Source organism: Mesorhizobium sp. AR07 (assembly GCF_024746815.1).
Lineage (GTDB): Bacteria > Pseudomonadota > Alphaproteobacteria > Rhizobiales > Rhizobiaceae > Mesorhizobium.
Window position 1 is genome coordinate 4,893,353 of the sequence record NZ_CP080525.1, and the last position, 14,687, is coordinate 4,908,039.

15 protein-coding genes are annotated in these 14,687 nt (G+C 64.3%); 12 read left to right on the forward strand and 3 right to left on the reverse strand.

Features of this window, described 5'->3' with window-relative positions:
• The first annotated feature begins 127 nt into the window (after positions 1–127).
• Genes pheS through BPNPMPFG_RS24705 form a run of 4 tightly spaced genes read left to right on the forward strand, consistent with a single transcriptional unit; the run spans position 128 to position 4,646 of the window.
• Positions 128–1,180, forward strand: coding sequence for a phenylalanine--tRNA ligase subunit alpha (pheS, locus tag BPNPMPFG_RS24690; protein ID WP_258596902.1), 1,053 nt, complete (start codon positions 128–130; stop codon positions 1,178–1,180).
• A complete protein-coding gene (locus BPNPMPFG_RS24695) occupies positions 1,177–1,599 on the forward strand; it encodes a GFA family protein (protein ID WP_258591235.1) in 423 nt (140 codons plus the stop codon). Before pheS ends, BPNPMPFG_RS24695 begins: the two co-directional genes overlap by 4 nt.
• Complete coding sequence (gene pheT / locus BPNPMPFG_RS24700) at positions 1,596–4,004, forward strand: phenylalanine--tRNA ligase subunit beta (RefSeq protein ID WP_258591236.1); 2,409 nt, start codon at positions 1,596–1,598, stop codon at positions 4,002–4,004. The genes BPNPMPFG_RS24695 and pheT overlap by 4 nt, the downstream gene beginning before the upstream one ends.
• A 39-nt stretch (positions 4,005–4,043) precedes the next feature.
• Positions 4,044–4,646 (forward strand): nucleotidyltransferase family protein, encoded by a 603-nt coding sequence (locus tag BPNPMPFG_RS24705; protein WP_258591237.1) that lies wholly within the window; start codon positions 4,044–4,046, stop codon positions 4,644–4,646.
• Positions 4,647–4,819: 173 nt separating this feature from the next.
• Here the strand turns inward: BPNPMPFG_RS24705 and BPNPMPFG_RS24710 are convergent, their stop codons facing one another.
• On the reverse strand, positions 4,820–5,815 hold the full coding sequence (locus BPNPMPFG_RS24710; protein WP_258591238.1) for an aldo/keto reductase: 996 nt from the start codon (positions 5,813–5,815) through the stop codon (positions 4,820–4,822).
• A gap of 95 nt (positions 5,816–5,910) precedes the next feature.
• On the opposite strand from BPNPMPFG_RS24710, the gene BPNPMPFG_RS24715 reads away from it, so the two are divergent.
• From BPNPMPFG_RS24715 to dapA, 8 genes are all read left to right on the forward strand, one after another.
• On the forward strand, positions 5,911–6,801 hold the full coding sequence (locus BPNPMPFG_RS24715; protein ID WP_258591239.1) for a LysR family transcriptional regulator: 891 nt from the start codon (positions 5,911–5,913) through the stop codon (positions 6,799–6,801).
• 181 nt (positions 6,802–6,982) lie between these two features.
• Positions 6,983–7,561 (forward strand): cytochrome b, encoded by a 579-nt coding sequence (locus tag BPNPMPFG_RS24720; RefSeq protein WP_258596903.1) that lies wholly within the window; start codon positions 6,983–6,985, stop codon positions 7,559–7,561.
• A gap of 71 nt (positions 7,562–7,632) precedes the next feature.
• Positions 7,633–8,208 (forward strand): YceI family protein, encoded by a 576-nt coding sequence (locus tag BPNPMPFG_RS24725; protein ID WP_258591240.1) that lies wholly within the window; start codon positions 7,633–7,635, stop codon positions 8,206–8,208.
• Between the two features lie 304 nt (positions 8,209–8,512).
• On the forward strand, positions 8,513–9,499 hold the full coding sequence (locus BPNPMPFG_RS24730; RefSeq protein ID WP_258591241.1) for a Gfo/Idh/MocA family protein: 987 nt from the start codon (positions 8,513–8,515) through the stop codon (positions 9,497–9,499).
• A gap of 65 nt (positions 9,500–9,564) precedes the next feature.
• On the forward strand, positions 9,565–11,223 hold the full coding sequence (locus BPNPMPFG_RS24735) for an FAD-binding dehydrogenase (protein WP_258591242.1): 1,659 nt from the start codon (positions 9,565–9,567) through the stop codon (positions 11,221–11,223).
• A 201-nt stretch (positions 11,224–11,424) separates the two neighbouring features.
• Entirely contained in the window at positions 11,425–11,616 is a 192-nt protein-coding gene (locus BPNPMPFG_RS24740) for a hypothetical protein (RefSeq protein ID WP_258591243.1), read from the forward strand.
• Between the two features lie 20 nt (positions 11,617–11,636).
• Entirely contained in the window at positions 11,637–11,858 is a 222-nt protein-coding gene (locus BPNPMPFG_RS24745; protein ID WP_258591244.1) for a hypothetical protein, read from the forward strand.
• A 442-nt stretch (positions 11,859–12,300) separates the two neighbouring features.
• Positions 12,301–13,254, forward strand: a complete 954-nt coding sequence (dapA, locus tag BPNPMPFG_RS24750) for a 4-hydroxy-tetrahydrodipicolinate synthase (RefSeq protein WP_258591245.1) — start codon at positions 12,301–12,303, stop codon at positions 13,252–13,254.
• Here dapA and BPNPMPFG_RS24755 read toward each other — a convergent pair.
• Positions 13,213–13,494: a hypothetical protein gene (locus BPNPMPFG_RS24755; protein WP_258591246.1), complete on the reverse strand. Its 282-nt coding sequence runs from the start codon at positions 13,492–13,494 to the stop codon at positions 13,213–13,215. The two genes, dapA and BPNPMPFG_RS24755, sit on opposite strands and share 42 nt — an antisense overlap.
• A gap of 178 nt (positions 13,495–13,672) precedes the next feature.
• Positions 13,673–14,611, reverse strand: a complete 939-nt coding sequence (locus tag BPNPMPFG_RS24760) for an alpha/beta hydrolase (RefSeq protein ID WP_258591247.1) — start codon at positions 14,609–14,611, stop codon at positions 13,673–13,675.
• Between the last annotated feature and the right edge of the window lie 76 nt (positions 14,612–14,687).

The window sequence follows — 14,687 nt, forward strand, 5'->3', positions numbered from 1 at the left end:
TTCTTTTGTCTCTGATGCCTGAACGTTCAACCTAAAAGTGACTTTCACCTTAAAGCCGACTTCCAACGTAGCGAGTTTGACCGTGAACGACGCAACCACTGGCCTGGATACGCTCGAAAATTCCCTGATGGCCGACATCGCCTCGGCCGCCGATGAGCCGGCCATCGAGGCCGTGCGCATCGCCGCCTTCGGCAAGAAGGGCACCGTGTCCGAGATGCTGAAAACGCTTGGCGCCATGACCGCCGAAGAGCGCCAGATCAAAGGCCCTGTCATCAACGGCCTCAAGAACCGCGTCACCGAGGCGCTGACGGCCCGCAAGGTCGAATTGAAGGATGTGGCGATCACCGCCCGGCTTAGCGCGGAAAAGGTCGATGTGACCTTGCCGGTGCGGCAGTCGCCGGCCGAGCGCGGCCGCATCCACCCGATCAGCCAGGTCATCGACGAGATCGCGGCGATCTTTGGCGACCTCGGTTTCTCCATAGCCGAAGGTCCCGATATCGAGAGCGACTACTACAATTTCACCGCGCTGAATTTCCCCGAAGGCCATCCGGCGCGCGAAATGCACGACACCTTCTTCTTCCAGCCGGACGAGAAGGGCGAGCGCAAGCTTTTGCGCACCCACACCTCGCCGGTGCAGATCCGCACCATGGAGACGAAGAAGCCGCCGATCCGCATCGTCATTCCCGGAAAAACCTACCGGCAGGATTCGGATGCCACCCACTCGCCGATGTTCCATCAGGTCGAGGGGCTGGTGATCGACAAGACGGCCAACGTCGCCAACATGAAGTGGGTGCTGGAGGAGTTCTGCAAGGCTTTCTTCGAGGTGCCGCAGGTCAAGATGCGCTTCCGGCCGTCCTTCTTCCCGTTCACCGAGCCGAGCCTCGAGGTCGACATCCAGTGCGACCGCTCAAGGCCCGGCGAGGTGCGCTTCGGCGAAGGCTCCGACTGGATGGAGATACTCGGCTGCGGCATGGTGCACCCCAATGTGCTGCGCCATGGCGGTCTCGATCCGGACGAATATCAGGGCTTTGCCTGGGGCATGGGCATCGACCGCATCGCCATGCTGAAATACGGCATGCCGGACCTGCGCGCCTTCTTCGATGCCGACGTCCGCTGGCTGTCGCATTACGGTTTTCGCCCGCTCGACATGCCGACGCTGTTCGGAGGCCTGAGCGCATGACAGCCGTCCACGCCGGCGGCTGCCGCTGCGGCGCTGTGCGGTTCGAGGCCTCCGCCGAGCCGCACCACGTCAGCTATTGCCATTGCGGCGATTGCCGGCGGGCCAGCGGCGCGCCGGTATCGGCCTTTGTCGGCTTCCTGGTCGATCAGGTCGCGTTCACCGGCAAGGCGCTGAAGATGTATGAGAACGGCCCGGTGACGCGCTCCTTCTGTGGCGTCTGCGGCTCGCCGATCGCCTATGTCGACGAGCGGCTGGAGGACGACATCTATTTCATGCTCGGTGCCATGGACATGCCGGCCGATTTCAGGCCGACGCAGCACGCCTATGTCAGCGAGCAGCTTCCCTTCCTGCATATGTCCGACGATCTGCCGAGACATCTGAAAACAAGCGTCAAAAGACCAGACGGAACAGTTCCATGAAATTCACCCTCTCCTGGCTCAAGGATCATCTCGAGACCGATGCCTCGCTCAACGAGATCGTCGAGCGGCTGACCTCGATCGGCCTCGAAGTCGAGCATGTCGACGACAAGTCGAGCCTGAAACCGTTCGTCATCGCCAAGGTGCTGACGGCGGTGCAGCACCCCGATGCCGACCGGCTGCGGGTGCTGACCGTCGATACGGGCGACGGCAAGCCACCCGTGCAGGTCGTCTGCGGCGCGCCCAATGCGCGGGCCGGCCTGATCGGCGCCTTTGCCGCGCCGGGCGCCTATGTGCCTGGCATCGACGTGACGCTGGCGGTCGGCAAGATCCGGGGCGTCGAAAGCCATGGCATGATGTGTTCCGAGCGCGAGCTGGAGCTTTCCGACGAGCATAACGGCATCATCGACCTGCCTGAGGACGCGCCGGTCGGCACCAGCTTCGCCGCCTATGTGCATCTCGACGACCCGGTGATCGAGATCAACCTGACGCCGAACCGGCCGGATGCCACAAGCGTCTACGGCATCGCCAGGGATCTGGCGGCAAGCGGGCTTGGCCGCCTCGTCGGTGGCGCCATCATGCCGCATGTCGGCAGCGGCATGTGCCCGGTCAAGGTGACGATCGTGGCACCGGAACTCTGCCCCGGCTTTGCGCTGCGGCTGGTGCGAGGCGTCAAGAACGGGCCATCGCCGAAATGGCTGCAGCAGCGCTTGATCGCCATCGGGCTGAGGCCGATCAGCGCGCTGGTCGACATCACCAACTACGTCACCTTCGACCGCGGCCGCCCGCTGCATGTGTTCGACGCCAGCAAGGTTGCCGGCAATCTCGTCGTGCGCCGCGCGCGCGATGGCGAAAAGGTGCAGGCGCTCGATGGCCGCGAATACACGCTGACGCCGGAGATGTGCGTCATCGCTGACGACAACGGCGTCGAGTCGATCGCCGGCGTCATGGGCGGCGAACATTCCGGCTGCGACGAGAACACGTCAGACGTGCTGATCGAATCGGCCCTTTGGGACCCGATCACCACCGCCCGTACCGGAAGGACGCTCGGCATCATCACCGATGCGCGCTACCGCTTCGAGCGCGGCGTTGATCCTGAATTCATGGTCCCCGGCATCGAGCTGGCGACAAAACTGGTGCTCGATCTCTGCGGCGGCACGCCGACGGAGACCGAAGTCGTCGGCTATGCCGGCCACCAGCCCAAGATCGTCTCCTTCCCACTGTCGGAAGTGAAGCGGCTGACCGGCATCGAGGTGCCAGGCTCGACAAGCCTCGATATCCTGTCGCGCCTCGGCTTCGAGCCGCGGGGCTCGGGCCGAATTGTCGACGTGAAGGTTCCGTCCTGGCGCCCCGACGTCGACGGCAAGGCCGACCTGGTCGAGGAGGTGATGCGCATCCACGGCGTCGACAACATCGCACCGCAGCCGCTCGGCGCGCATGACGCGGTCAATGCCAAGATACTCACCACGCTGCAGGTCCGCACCCGCACCGCCAAGCGCGCGCTCGCCGTGCGCGGCATGATGGAGGCCGTCACCTGGTCGTTCATTCCGGCCAAACACGCCGAACTGTTCGGCGGCGGCCAGACGGCGCTGAAGCTCGCCAACCCGATCGCCGCCGACATGTCCGACATGCGGCCGTCGCTGCTGCCGGGGCTGATCGCCGCCGCCCAGCGCAATGCCGACAAGGGCGTTGGCGACGTCGCCCTGTTCGAAGTGTCGGGCACCTATGAGGGCGACGCCGCCGACCAGCAGCGGCGCGTTGCCGCCGGCGTGCGCCGCGGTACCGCCAAGCTCGACGGGTCCGGCCGCAATTGGGCCGGCAATTCAGGTCCGGTCGGCGTGTTCGACGCCAAGGCCGACGCGATCGCCGCGCTCGAAGCCTGCGGCGCGCCGGTCGAGCGTCTGCAGATCGAAGCCGGTGGGCCGGCCTGGTATCACCCTGGCCGTTCCGGCACGATCAAGCTTGGGCCGAAAACCGTGCTTGGCACATTCGGCGAATTCCATCCGAAGACGCTGGAGGGGCTCGATGTTTCCGGCCCGCTCTGCGGCTTCGAAGTGTTCGTCGATGCCGTGCCCGAGCCGAAGGCCAAGCCGACGAAAACCAAGCCGAAGCTGGAATTGTCCGCCTTCCAGGCGGTCAAGCGCGATTTCGCCTTCGTCGTCGACAAAGCGGTCGAGGCCGGTACGCTGATCCGTGCCGCACTTGCCGCCGACAAGAAGCTGATATCAGCCGTTTCGGTCTTCGATATCTTCGAAGGCGCATCGCTCGGCGAGGGCAAGAAGTCGATCGCCATCGAAGTGTCGATCCAACCGGTCGAGAAGACGCTGACCGACGAGGATTTCGAGGCGCTGGCCAAGCGCATCGTCGAGAATGTCGGCAAGCAGACCGGTGGCGTGCTCAGGACTTGAGGGATTGCGGACAGGTGGCGAATCGCCCTCCAAAGGGCGATGGACCATCTGCGCTATTCCGGGCTGCCGTTCGAGGAACAACGCGCGGCGTTCCTCGCCATCGTGTCGGCCGATCCGCTGGTCCACAACGCCCTGGCGAGGGCACGCTCGCTCGACCTGCCGGGCTGGCTGGTCGTCTCCGGCGCGCTCTACAACTCCGTCTGGAATCACCTGACAGGCAAGCCGGCGGGTCATGGTATCAAGGACATCGATCTCTTCTATTTCGATGCGGGCGACCTGTCCTATGAGGCGGAAGACGCGGTCATTCGCCGGGCCGCGAAGCATTTTGCGGGGCTGCCGCTGCCGGTCGAGATACGCAATCAGGCCCGTGTTCATCTCTGGTACCCCCAGAAGTTCGGACAACCGTGTCCGCGCTACACGAGTTCCAGCGAGTCGGTCGGCTATTTCGCCTCCAAGACCCACGCGGTTGGGGTTCGCTTCGATGCGGATGGGCAGCTTGACGTTGTGGCGCCGTTTGGTCTTGACGACATTTTCTCGTTTCGCATCACCCCGAACCGGGTGATGGATAACCGGGAGACGCATGAGGCCAAGGGGGCGCGGGCGAAGGGCAACTGGCCGGAGATTACGGTGGTGCCGTGGTGACCTCACCCTCCCCCTTTGTGGACCCTTTGTGGGGAGGGTCGCGCAGCAAATGCCGCAGGGCGGCTTTTGCGAAGCGGGGTGGGGTCTCGTAGGGCGCGCCCCCACCCCGTCTCGCTGTCTCCGCTGCGCTGCGACAGCCAGCCGACCCTCCCCACAAGGGGGAGGGTGAGGCTTCACCCATTCACAAGCGCCAGTAACTCCTCGGTGTAGCGCTTGCCGACCACCTTATCCGGTGACAGCGCGTCGCCGATCGCTTGCACCTCGGCCGCGCTCAGCTCGATCACGGCCGCTGCCGTGTTCTGCTCGAGATGGCGGATTTTTCGTGCGCCGGGGATCGGCACGATGAAATCGCCTTGGTGCAGCACCCAGGCGAGCGCCAACTGTGCCGGGGTGACGCCCTTTTCAGCCGCCATCTTTTCCAGCGTGGCGATGACAGCGGCATTCGCTGCTATGGCATCGGCCTGGAAGCGCGGCAAGCCGCGGCGCCAGTCGTCGTCGCTCAAAGCCTCGGGCTTGGCGATCGTGCCGGTCAAAAGGCCGCGGCCGAGCGGGCTGTAGGGAACAAAGCCGATGCCAAGCTCGCGGCAGACGGCGAACACCTCGTCTTCCGGATCACGGCTCCACAGCGAATATTCGCTCTGCACGGCAGCGATCGGATGCACGGCATGCGCCCGGCGGATGGTCGCGGCACTCGCCTCCGAAAGACCAAGCGCGCGCACCTTGCCCTCGCGCACCAGCTCGGCCATGGCACCGACCGTGTCCTCGATCGGCACATTGGGGTCGACACGGTGCTGGTAGTAGAGGTCGATCACATCGGTGCCCAGCCGCTTCAACGAGGCTTCGGCCACCGCCTTGGCGTGCTCGGGGCGGCTGTCGACGCCGGCCATGCGGTCGATGCCGGTGCCTTCCTCCAAAATCTTGAAGCCGAATTTCGTCGCAATCGTCACTTTGTTCCGTACCGACTTCAGCGCCTTGCCAAGCAGGATCTCGTTCTCATAAGGGCCATAGACTTCAGCCGTGTCGAAGAAGTTGACGCCGATCTCGACGGCGCGGTGCAGCGTGGCGATCGCCTCTGCCTCCGGCTGGCCGCCATAAACGAAGCTCATGCCCATGCAGCCGAGGCCGACGGGGTAGACGTTCAACTCAGTACCTAGCTTGCGGGTTTGCATCACGCGTCTCCTTGTTGTGATGCAACGGAGATAACGCCTTGCTATGTGTTCGATAATCGGCGCTTCTGCGTACGGCCCGTACTAAAGATAGATCAATGAACCGAGCGCATCTTTCTCAACTGGCGGTGCTGGCAACCGTCGCCCAATGCGGCAGCTTTCGCGGCGCGGCCAGGGAATTGGCCATCGCGCCGTCGGCGGTCAGCCACGCGGTGTCCAGCCTTGAAGCACGGCTTGGCGTTCGCCTTCTCTCGCGCAGCACGCGCAGCGTCGCGCCCACCGAAGAAGGCGCGCAGTTGCTGGACCGATTGCGGCCGGCGCTTTCCGAGATCGAGCTGGCGCTGGAGACGGCGGTCGAGGCGCGCAACCGGCCGGCCGGGAATCTGCGGCTCAGCGTGCCGCGCACGGCCGCGCATCTGGTGCTGACGCCACGGCTCGGCGCCTTTGCGGCGGCCTATCCCGACATCGTGCTGGAGATCGTTGTCGAGGACCGCTTCACCGATGTCGTCGAAGGCGGTTTCGATGCCGGCGTGCGGCTCGGCGAAAGCCTGCAGCGCGATATGATCGCGGTGCGCATCGGACCGGACATTCGCGGCGCAGTGGTCGGCGCGCCATCCTATTTCGATGCCATGCCAAGACCGGGCCACCCGCGCGACCTAGCCGACCATCGCTGCATTCGCTTCCGCTTCTCCAGCGGCATCCTCTACCGCTGGGAGTTCGCCAAGGGCGGAGAGGAGATCGAGATTGCCGCGCAAGGGCCGCTGATCCTCGACGAGGACCATCTGATCGCCCAGGCGGCGGTCGACGGCGCCGGCCTCGCCTTCGTCTTCGAGGATTACGTCCGCGCGCCGCTGGCCGACGGCAGGCTGATCCGCGTGCTGGAGGACTGGTGCCCGTCTTTCGACGGGTTCTTCGTCTATTATCCCAGCCGCCGCCAGATGCGCCCGGCGCTCAGGGCTTTTGTCGATTTTTTCAAGGTGGGCGGCTAGGTTTACCCTCCCCCTTGTGGGGAGGGTCGATCCGCGAAGCGGATCGGGGTGGGGGTCCTCGTAGGGCGCACCCCCACCCCATCTCGCCATCTCCGCTTCGCTCCGACTGCGAGCCGACCCTCCCCACGAGGGGAGGGTGAAGAATCAGGAAGAAACCCGCCCCACCCATCGTTCACTCCCCATGCAGGCATCGATCACCAACAGCACGGCCCGCTACGGCTGGGGCTCGATCATTCTTCACTGGCTGATTGCGCTGATCTTCATCGGCCAATTCGGGCTCGGCTTCATTATGGTGCGGCTCACCAGCCAGCGCACTGCCTTCGAACTGATCCAGCTGCACAAATCCTTCGGCTTTCTGTTGCTCGGGCTGGTGATCCTGCGCATCGCCTGGCGCTTGGGCAATGCAGCGCCGGCGCTGCCGCGCTCGGTTGGAACCCTGGAGCGCCGGGCCGGGCCGCTCGCTCACCTTGCGCTCTATGCGTTTCAGCTGGCCCTGCCTTTGTCCGGCTGGGCGCTGGTGTCGGTGTCGATGCTGGAGATACCCTCGATGCCGTTCGATCTTTTCATCATGCCGAACCTGCCGCTGGCCGAATCGGATGGCGCCGAAAGCTTCTGGGCGGCGGCGCACTGGTATCTCGCCTATGCCGGCATCGCGCTTGTCGCCCTGCATGTCGCGGCGGCGCTGCGTCATCATTTCCAGCTCAGGGATGGCGTGCTCGCGCGCATGATCACGCCTTCGTCAGACGATGGCGCGGAATAGAGCGGCCGGTTCATTCGTTCATGGGGCGAGGGCGCGCGGGAAATGCGCTGCCTCCAACAAGGAACAACCCCATGTACACGCGCATCCTCGGATTTGCGGCGATCGCCGCTTGCCTTGCCATGCCGGTTTCAGCCGCCGTCGCGCTCAGCGACGCCGCCGGCAGCTACGCGATCAGCCCGGCCAGTTCCAGTATCCGCTTTTCCATCGGCAAGGTCGGCGGCGGCGACCTCAATGGCGCCTTCGCCCGCTTCAAGGGTTCGATCCGCATCGACAACAGCGATGTCGGGCGCTCGCAGGTCAATTTCACCATCTTTCCTGAAAGCGTCGGCACCGGCCAGGGCCGCATCGATGCCTTCCTGCGCTCCGACGCCGTGTTCGACGCCGCCAACAGCCCGGAAATCCAGTTCCGCTCGACCAGCGTGACCCGCACCAGCGACACCACGGCTCTCGTCAGTGGCCGGCTGACGGCGCGCGGCAAGACGTTCCCGGAAAAGTTCACCGCCGAACTGGGTGGCCTCAAGGCCGGCACGATAAAATTCCACGTCACCGGCAAGGTACTCAGGTCGCGCTACGGCATGGATGTCGGCACGCCGATCTATTCCAACATCGTCGACTTCGACATGACGCTGACGGGTAAAAGGGGCTGAACAGGACTTGGGTTCCTCGCCCCGCGGACGGGGAGAGGTGGCCCGGCGAAGCCGGGACGGAGAGGGGGCGACGGTCGCGAGGCCACAATCCTGCAAAAGACTGAGCGAGAGACTGGCCTTGATGATACGAAGCCTTTCAGGCGCGCTTGGACACCGAATGTCAGCTCGCTACGAAGACCCCTCTTCGTCCCGGCTTCGCCGGGCCACCTCTCCCCACTTCGTGGGGCGAGGAACCGGTCTCCAATTTGCTTTTCCTCCGATTTCGGGCAAACCTCTTCGCCTGTAATCGATAGGGAGAAGCCTGATGTTCCGATGGGGTGTGTTGTCGACGGCCAAGATCGGCCGCGAGCATTTGTTGCCGGCAATGGTCGAGGCCGAGAACGGCGTTCTGTCGGCGATCGCCAGCCGCGACCTGTCGAAGGCCAAGGCGCTGGCCGAACGCTTCGGCGCGCGCCATGCCTTCGGCTCCTATGAGGAACTGCTCGCCTCGAAGGAAGTCGACGGCGTCTACATTCCGCTGCCGACCTCCCAGCATGTCGAATGGACGGCGAAGGCTATTCAAGCCGGCAAGCATGTGCTGGTCGAAAAGCCGCTGGCGCTCGACGCCAAGGACATTGTCCCGCTGATCAAGCTGCGCGATGCCAAAAAGGTGCTGGTCTGCGAAGCCTTCATGGTCATCTACCATCCGCAATGGATCAAGGTGCGCGACCTCATCGCCAGCGGCGCCATCGGCCGGCTGCGCCATGTGCAGGGCGCCTTCTCCTACTACAATGTCGACCCCAACAACATGCGCAACCAGCTCGACCTCGGCGGCGGCGCGCTGCCCGACATCGGCGTCTACCCGACCGTGTCGACGCGCTTTTCGACCGGCAAGGAGCCGCTGCGGGTGCAGGCGACGATCGAGCGTGACAAGAAATTCGGCACCGACATCTATTCCTCGATCCGCGCCGATTTCGGCGATTTCGAACTGTCCTTCTATCTGTCGACGCAGATGGCGGCGCGCCAGGTGATGGTGTTCCACGGCGAGAAGGGTTTCATCGAAGTGTTCTCGCCCTTCAACGCCGGGCTCTACGACCATCACCGCGTCGAGCTGCACAACCAGAACCACACCGAGGCGCAGGTCTTCCGCTTTCCCGGCACGCAGCAGTACAAGCTGGAGGTCGAGACCTTCGCGCGGGCGGCACAGGGCGGCAAGGAGCGCGTCTTCACGCTGGAGGAGTCCGTGCTCAACCAGAAGGTCATCGACGCCATCTTCCGCGCCGGCGGCAAGGACAGCTGGGAAACCGTCTAGCTCTTTGTTTGACGCAATTCCGGAAGGAGAGCCGGAGTTACCAAGCCGGCTAATTGGAGGGGGAAATGGCTGACGACGCGGATGTGATCATTGTCGGCGCCGGCCTTGCCGGGCTGGTTGCCGCCGCCGAGCTTGCCGAAGCCGGCAAGAAGATCATCATCGTCGACCAGGAGCCGGAACAGTCGCTGGGCGGCCAGGCGTTCTGGTCGTTCGGCGGCCTTTTCCTCGTCGATTCGCCCGAGCAGCGGCGCATGCGCATCCGCGATTCGCATGATCTGGCGCTCGAGGACTGGCTGGGCACCGCTGCTTTCGACCGCCCGGAGGATTTCTGGCCGCGCAAATGGGCGCAGGCCTATGTCGGCTTCGCCGCCGGCGAGAAGCGTTCCTGGCTGATGCAGCGCGGCCTGAAGTTCTTTCCCGTCGTCGGCTGGGCCGAGCGCGGTGGCGGCAATGCCATTGGCCACGGCAATTCGGTGCCGCGCTTCCATATCACCTGGGGCACCGGTCCCGGCGTGCTCGAACCCTTCGTGCAGCGCGTGCGCGAAGCCGAGAAAAGCGGGCTGATCCGCTTCAAATTTCGCCACCGCGTCAACGAATTGACCCGCACGGGTGCCACCGTCGACGGCGTGCGCGGCGACATCTTGCAGCCAAGCCCAGTCGAGCGCGGCCACAAGAGCTCGCGCGACATATCAGGCGATTTCGAGCTTCATGCGCAAGCGGTGATCGTCGCCTCCGGTGGCATTGGCGCCAACCATCAGCTTGTCCGGGAAAACTGGCCGCAACGGCTGGGCACGGCACCCAAGCGCATGATCACCGGCGTGCCCGACCATGTCGACGGCCGCATGCTGGCGATCACAGAAGCCGCCGGCGGCAATCTCATCAACCGCGACCGCATGTGGCACTATGTCGAGGGCATCAAGAACTGGGCGCCGATCTGGACCGACCATGCTATCCGCATCCTGCCCGGCCCGTCATCGCTTTGGCTCGATGCCAGGGGCAAACGCCTGCCGGTGCCGCTCTATCCCGGCTTCGACACGCTGGGCACGCTCAGCCACATCATGAGCACCGGGTTTGATTATTCCTGGTTCATCCTGACCAGGAAGATCATCCAGAAGGAGTTCGCCCTGTCGGGCTCCGAACAGAATCCCGACCTGACCGGCAAGAGCTGGCGCCAGGTACTCGGCCGCGCCACGTCAGGCATTCCGGGCCCGGTGAAGGCCTTCATGGAGAAGGGCGAGGATTTCATCGTCGAGGCCGACCTGCCGGCGCTGGTCGCCCGCATGAACGCGCTGGCCGGCGGCGAGCCGCTGCTTGAGTTCGCTGAGGTCGAGCGCGAGATCCGCGCCCGCGACCGGCAACTCGACAATCCCTTCGCCAAGGACATGCAGATCACCGCCCTGCGCGGCGCCCGCGCCTATCTCGGCGACCGGCTGATCCGCACGGCAAAACCGCACAAGATGCTCGACCCGGCAAACGGCCCGCTGATCGCGGTCCGCCTCAACATTCTGACCCGCAAGACGCTGGGCGGCCTGCAGACCGATCTCGACAGCCGCGTGCTGGGTGGCGATGGCCAGCCGGTGGCGGGGCTCTATGCTGTCGGCGAAGCCGCCGGTTTCGGTGGCGGCGGCGTGCATGGCTATGCAGCACTTGAAGGCACGTTCCTCGGCGGCTGCATCTTTTCCGGACGCGGCGCCGGCCGGGCGGCGGCCGCCTCGGTGGCTTGAAACGACGCCATCACGGTCCGATTTCCGGCCTGGGTCCCACATAGGCCCAGGCGATAAACATATGACTTTTTTATATTTTTCAGTTTTGGGCCGCCTCGAATACAAATGCGGATGCTTTTATCTTTCCGAGTGCAGCCGGTCCTGAGCCGCTGCAGGCAGTCACCACCTCGTGGCGACAGTTAAGAAAGAAGGAAGTCTTCGATGTTCCTCTCGGACGGGCTCTATCTGCCCACCCATCGTCCGCTGCCGGCGTCGCAGCTCGAACAGGCGCGGCGTGCTGCCGATAACAATCGTCGGCCGGTCAGCCTGGTCGCGCCCTTCACACCGACATGGTGGCTCCTGGTCGTCGGCGCCTTATTGGCCGCGGCGGCAATCGCCGCTCAGGTTTCCTGATCGCAAGGCAGGAGATCAAGATGCAACGTTCTCACATCCCCCCTGACGGAAACGCTCTTCACCGTTTCGTGGTCGGACGCGACGGCGAAGGCCATTGGATCGCGCGTGACGAGCAAGGCTCGACCGGCGGCGTTTTCGCCGACAGGAGTTCCGCCGTCCGTTTCGCCACGATGGAAAGCGGTCATCAGGCCGGCGCGATACGCTTCGCACCGGCGAGCGTCCGCCTTTCCCTGTTCAACTGATCCTGTTTCCGGCTGCTTTCATCTTTCCGGAACGGTCTGACCATGGACACTTCCAACACTGCCGATCTGGCCGGATTGTTCGATCGTCTCGCGCATGTCGGCAGGCTGCTCGAACACCAACTATGGGAGGCCGCACGCGGCCTGTCGCTCGACAGATCGTCCCGGCAGGGCCGGCGGTTTGCCGGTCTGGTCGAGGCCGGCGCCACGCTCGACGCCGTCCTCTTGCTCGTCGCTCTGTCGAAGCCGGAGCGTTCGGTGTCGTCGATCGGCAAGGTCGGCGAGCGTTGGCTCTGCAGCATTCAAATAACGCCTGAAGGGGCGCCGGGCAAGGCCGGCAAATTCGAGGCGGACCACACTGACCTTGCCACCGCGCTGCTGTCGGCGCTGCTTTTCTCGCACCTCGAACCGGCAGCATACCCAAAGATTCACCCAGGAGAATCCCATGACGTCAGAACAAGCACGAGTACGCCTGACCGGAGCGATGACCGCGCTGGTGACGCCGTTCACCGACGGCGAGGTCGATCTGAAACAGCTGACCACGCTGTTACGTTGGCAGATCGAACAAGGGATCAACGGGCTGGTGCCGTGCGGCACCACCGGTGAAGCACCGACCCTGTCGTGGGAAGAGCGCCTCGACATCATCGCGCTCTGCGTGAAAATTGCCGGGGGCAGGGTGCCGATCATCGCCGGCACCGGGACCAACAGCACCGAGACGACGATTGCTTTCTCGACAGCCGCCGAAGCTTTCGGCGCCGACGCTGCCCTGATCGTGACGCCGTACTACAACAGGCCGAGCCAGGAGGGGATTTTTCGCCACTTCGAAGCGGTCGCCAGCAAGGTCAAGATACCGATCATCGTCTACAATGTCCCGGCGCGAACCGGCGTCGACCTGTCGCTGGAGACGGTCGAGCGCCTGGCGCAGATTCCGACCATCGTCGGCATCAAGGACGCCACTGGCGATGTGAACCGGCTGTCCTCGCTTCCCGCTGTGCTCAGGCGCCGCTTCATCTGCCTGTCCGGCCACGACGCGACGTCGTTCGGCTTCAACACGATGGGCGGGCGCGGAACGATCTCCGTGGTCTCCAACGTCGCGCCTCGACTCTGCGTCGAGATGCATGATGCCTGCCGGCAAGGCGACCACCACACCGCCCGCGCTATCCATCATCGCTTGCGGCCGCTGATCGCGGCGCTTGAACTGGAGAGCAATCCTGTACCGGTCAAATACGCCCTGCATCTGGCGTTGGGGCTGAGCCCCGACGTTCGCTTGCCGTTGACGCCTGTCCGCCCTGAAACCGCGACGGCGATTCGAGAGGCGATGGTGGCTCTGAACGAGGGTGGTTCAGGAGCAATGCAATCAGGACGGATTGCGGCCGCGCCCGCTCAGCAGCGGCTTTGACGGAGCGGAGGGCGCTTTGCCGTCCGCGGCATAGACCAGTCCCGGCTGGACGATCCATTCGCCAGCCCGGAGCGCTTCGACATCGAAATGCCCATTGGCGTCGCGCGGTGCAACGCCGACAAAATGGTATCGCAGTCCGCTCGCATCGACGACCGTATCGGCGATCGGGTGGCCGGCGAGCCGACCGATGATCGCGCCCTGTTCTCTGAGGTTTGCCAGGACAAAATATTCCGTCGGCATCCTTTGGCTGGCCCTGGAGGTCAGCCAGACTGAATGTGATCTCATGTTCGTTTGAAGCCAGTCCGTGGTTCCGGCCGCCAGTCAAGCGGCGGCCCGGAACACCATAGTCGCTGGCCGCATAGGAATTCGAGAGCAGGTTCTGGCCTGAATTATATACGCCGCATAGGCATGGCGGCTCTCACGAGACCCCTTCGCCCAGTCCCAAAGCGGTCACCGCCTCGGTGATCCGGGTGAAGCTCGCGCGGGCACGGGCGACCGTATGCCGAGCCCTGAGATAACCGTGCACCAGTCCTGGTTCCTCGAACCATGTGGCCTGCCCGCCTGCCGCGACGATCAGGTCGCGATAGGCTTCGCCGTCGGATGACAGCGGGTCGCATTGCGCGGTGATCAGCACCGTCGGCGGTAGGTTGGCGAAGTTGGTGTCGGCAAGCGGCGCCAGCGTCGCATCGTCACTGCGATCCTGACCGCCGGTGCGGATGTGCTTGTAGAATTCGAGATCACGCATGGTCAGCATCGGTGCTTCGGCATGCGTCACGTAGGATCCCTTCGAGCGGTCGCCGCCGAGGCCGGGATAGATCAGCATCTGGCCGACCGGCTTGCGTGGATGGCCGCGTGTCGCATGGCTGACGGCAGCGGCAAGATTGCCGCCGGCGCTGTCGCCGCAAAGCAGAATTGGCTGCAAGCGGGTGTTGGCGGCCCATTCGAAAGCGCTCATCACGTCATCGAAGGCGGCCGGATGCAAATGTTCCGGCGCTAGCCGATAGTCGACCGAGACCACCTCATAGCCGGTGCGGGCGCAAAGCTCTGCGCAGACATCGTCATGGCTGTCGAGGCCACCAAGGATAAAGCCGCCGCCATGGAAATAGAGCACCGTCGCCGTCGCTTGCGGTGCGCTTCGGTAGATGCGGATCGGGATGTCGTGCGTCGGCGCGGCGATGGCGGTGGTTTCGACCGCGACGCCCGAGGGATAGCCGGCAAAGAATTCGCGGCACATCCGGTCATAGATCTCGCGCTGCTGCGCGATCGTGTAATCGATCGTATGGGGCGGATAATAGGAATTGGTCCGCTCGATGAAGGCCCATGTCTCGGCGCCGATGAGGGTTTTGTAGTCGGTCATGGGTGCAGCTGCCAAGGTTGAGCCTGGGCACCCTCCTCTGGCCTGCCGGCAATCTCCCCCTCAAGAGGGGAGATTG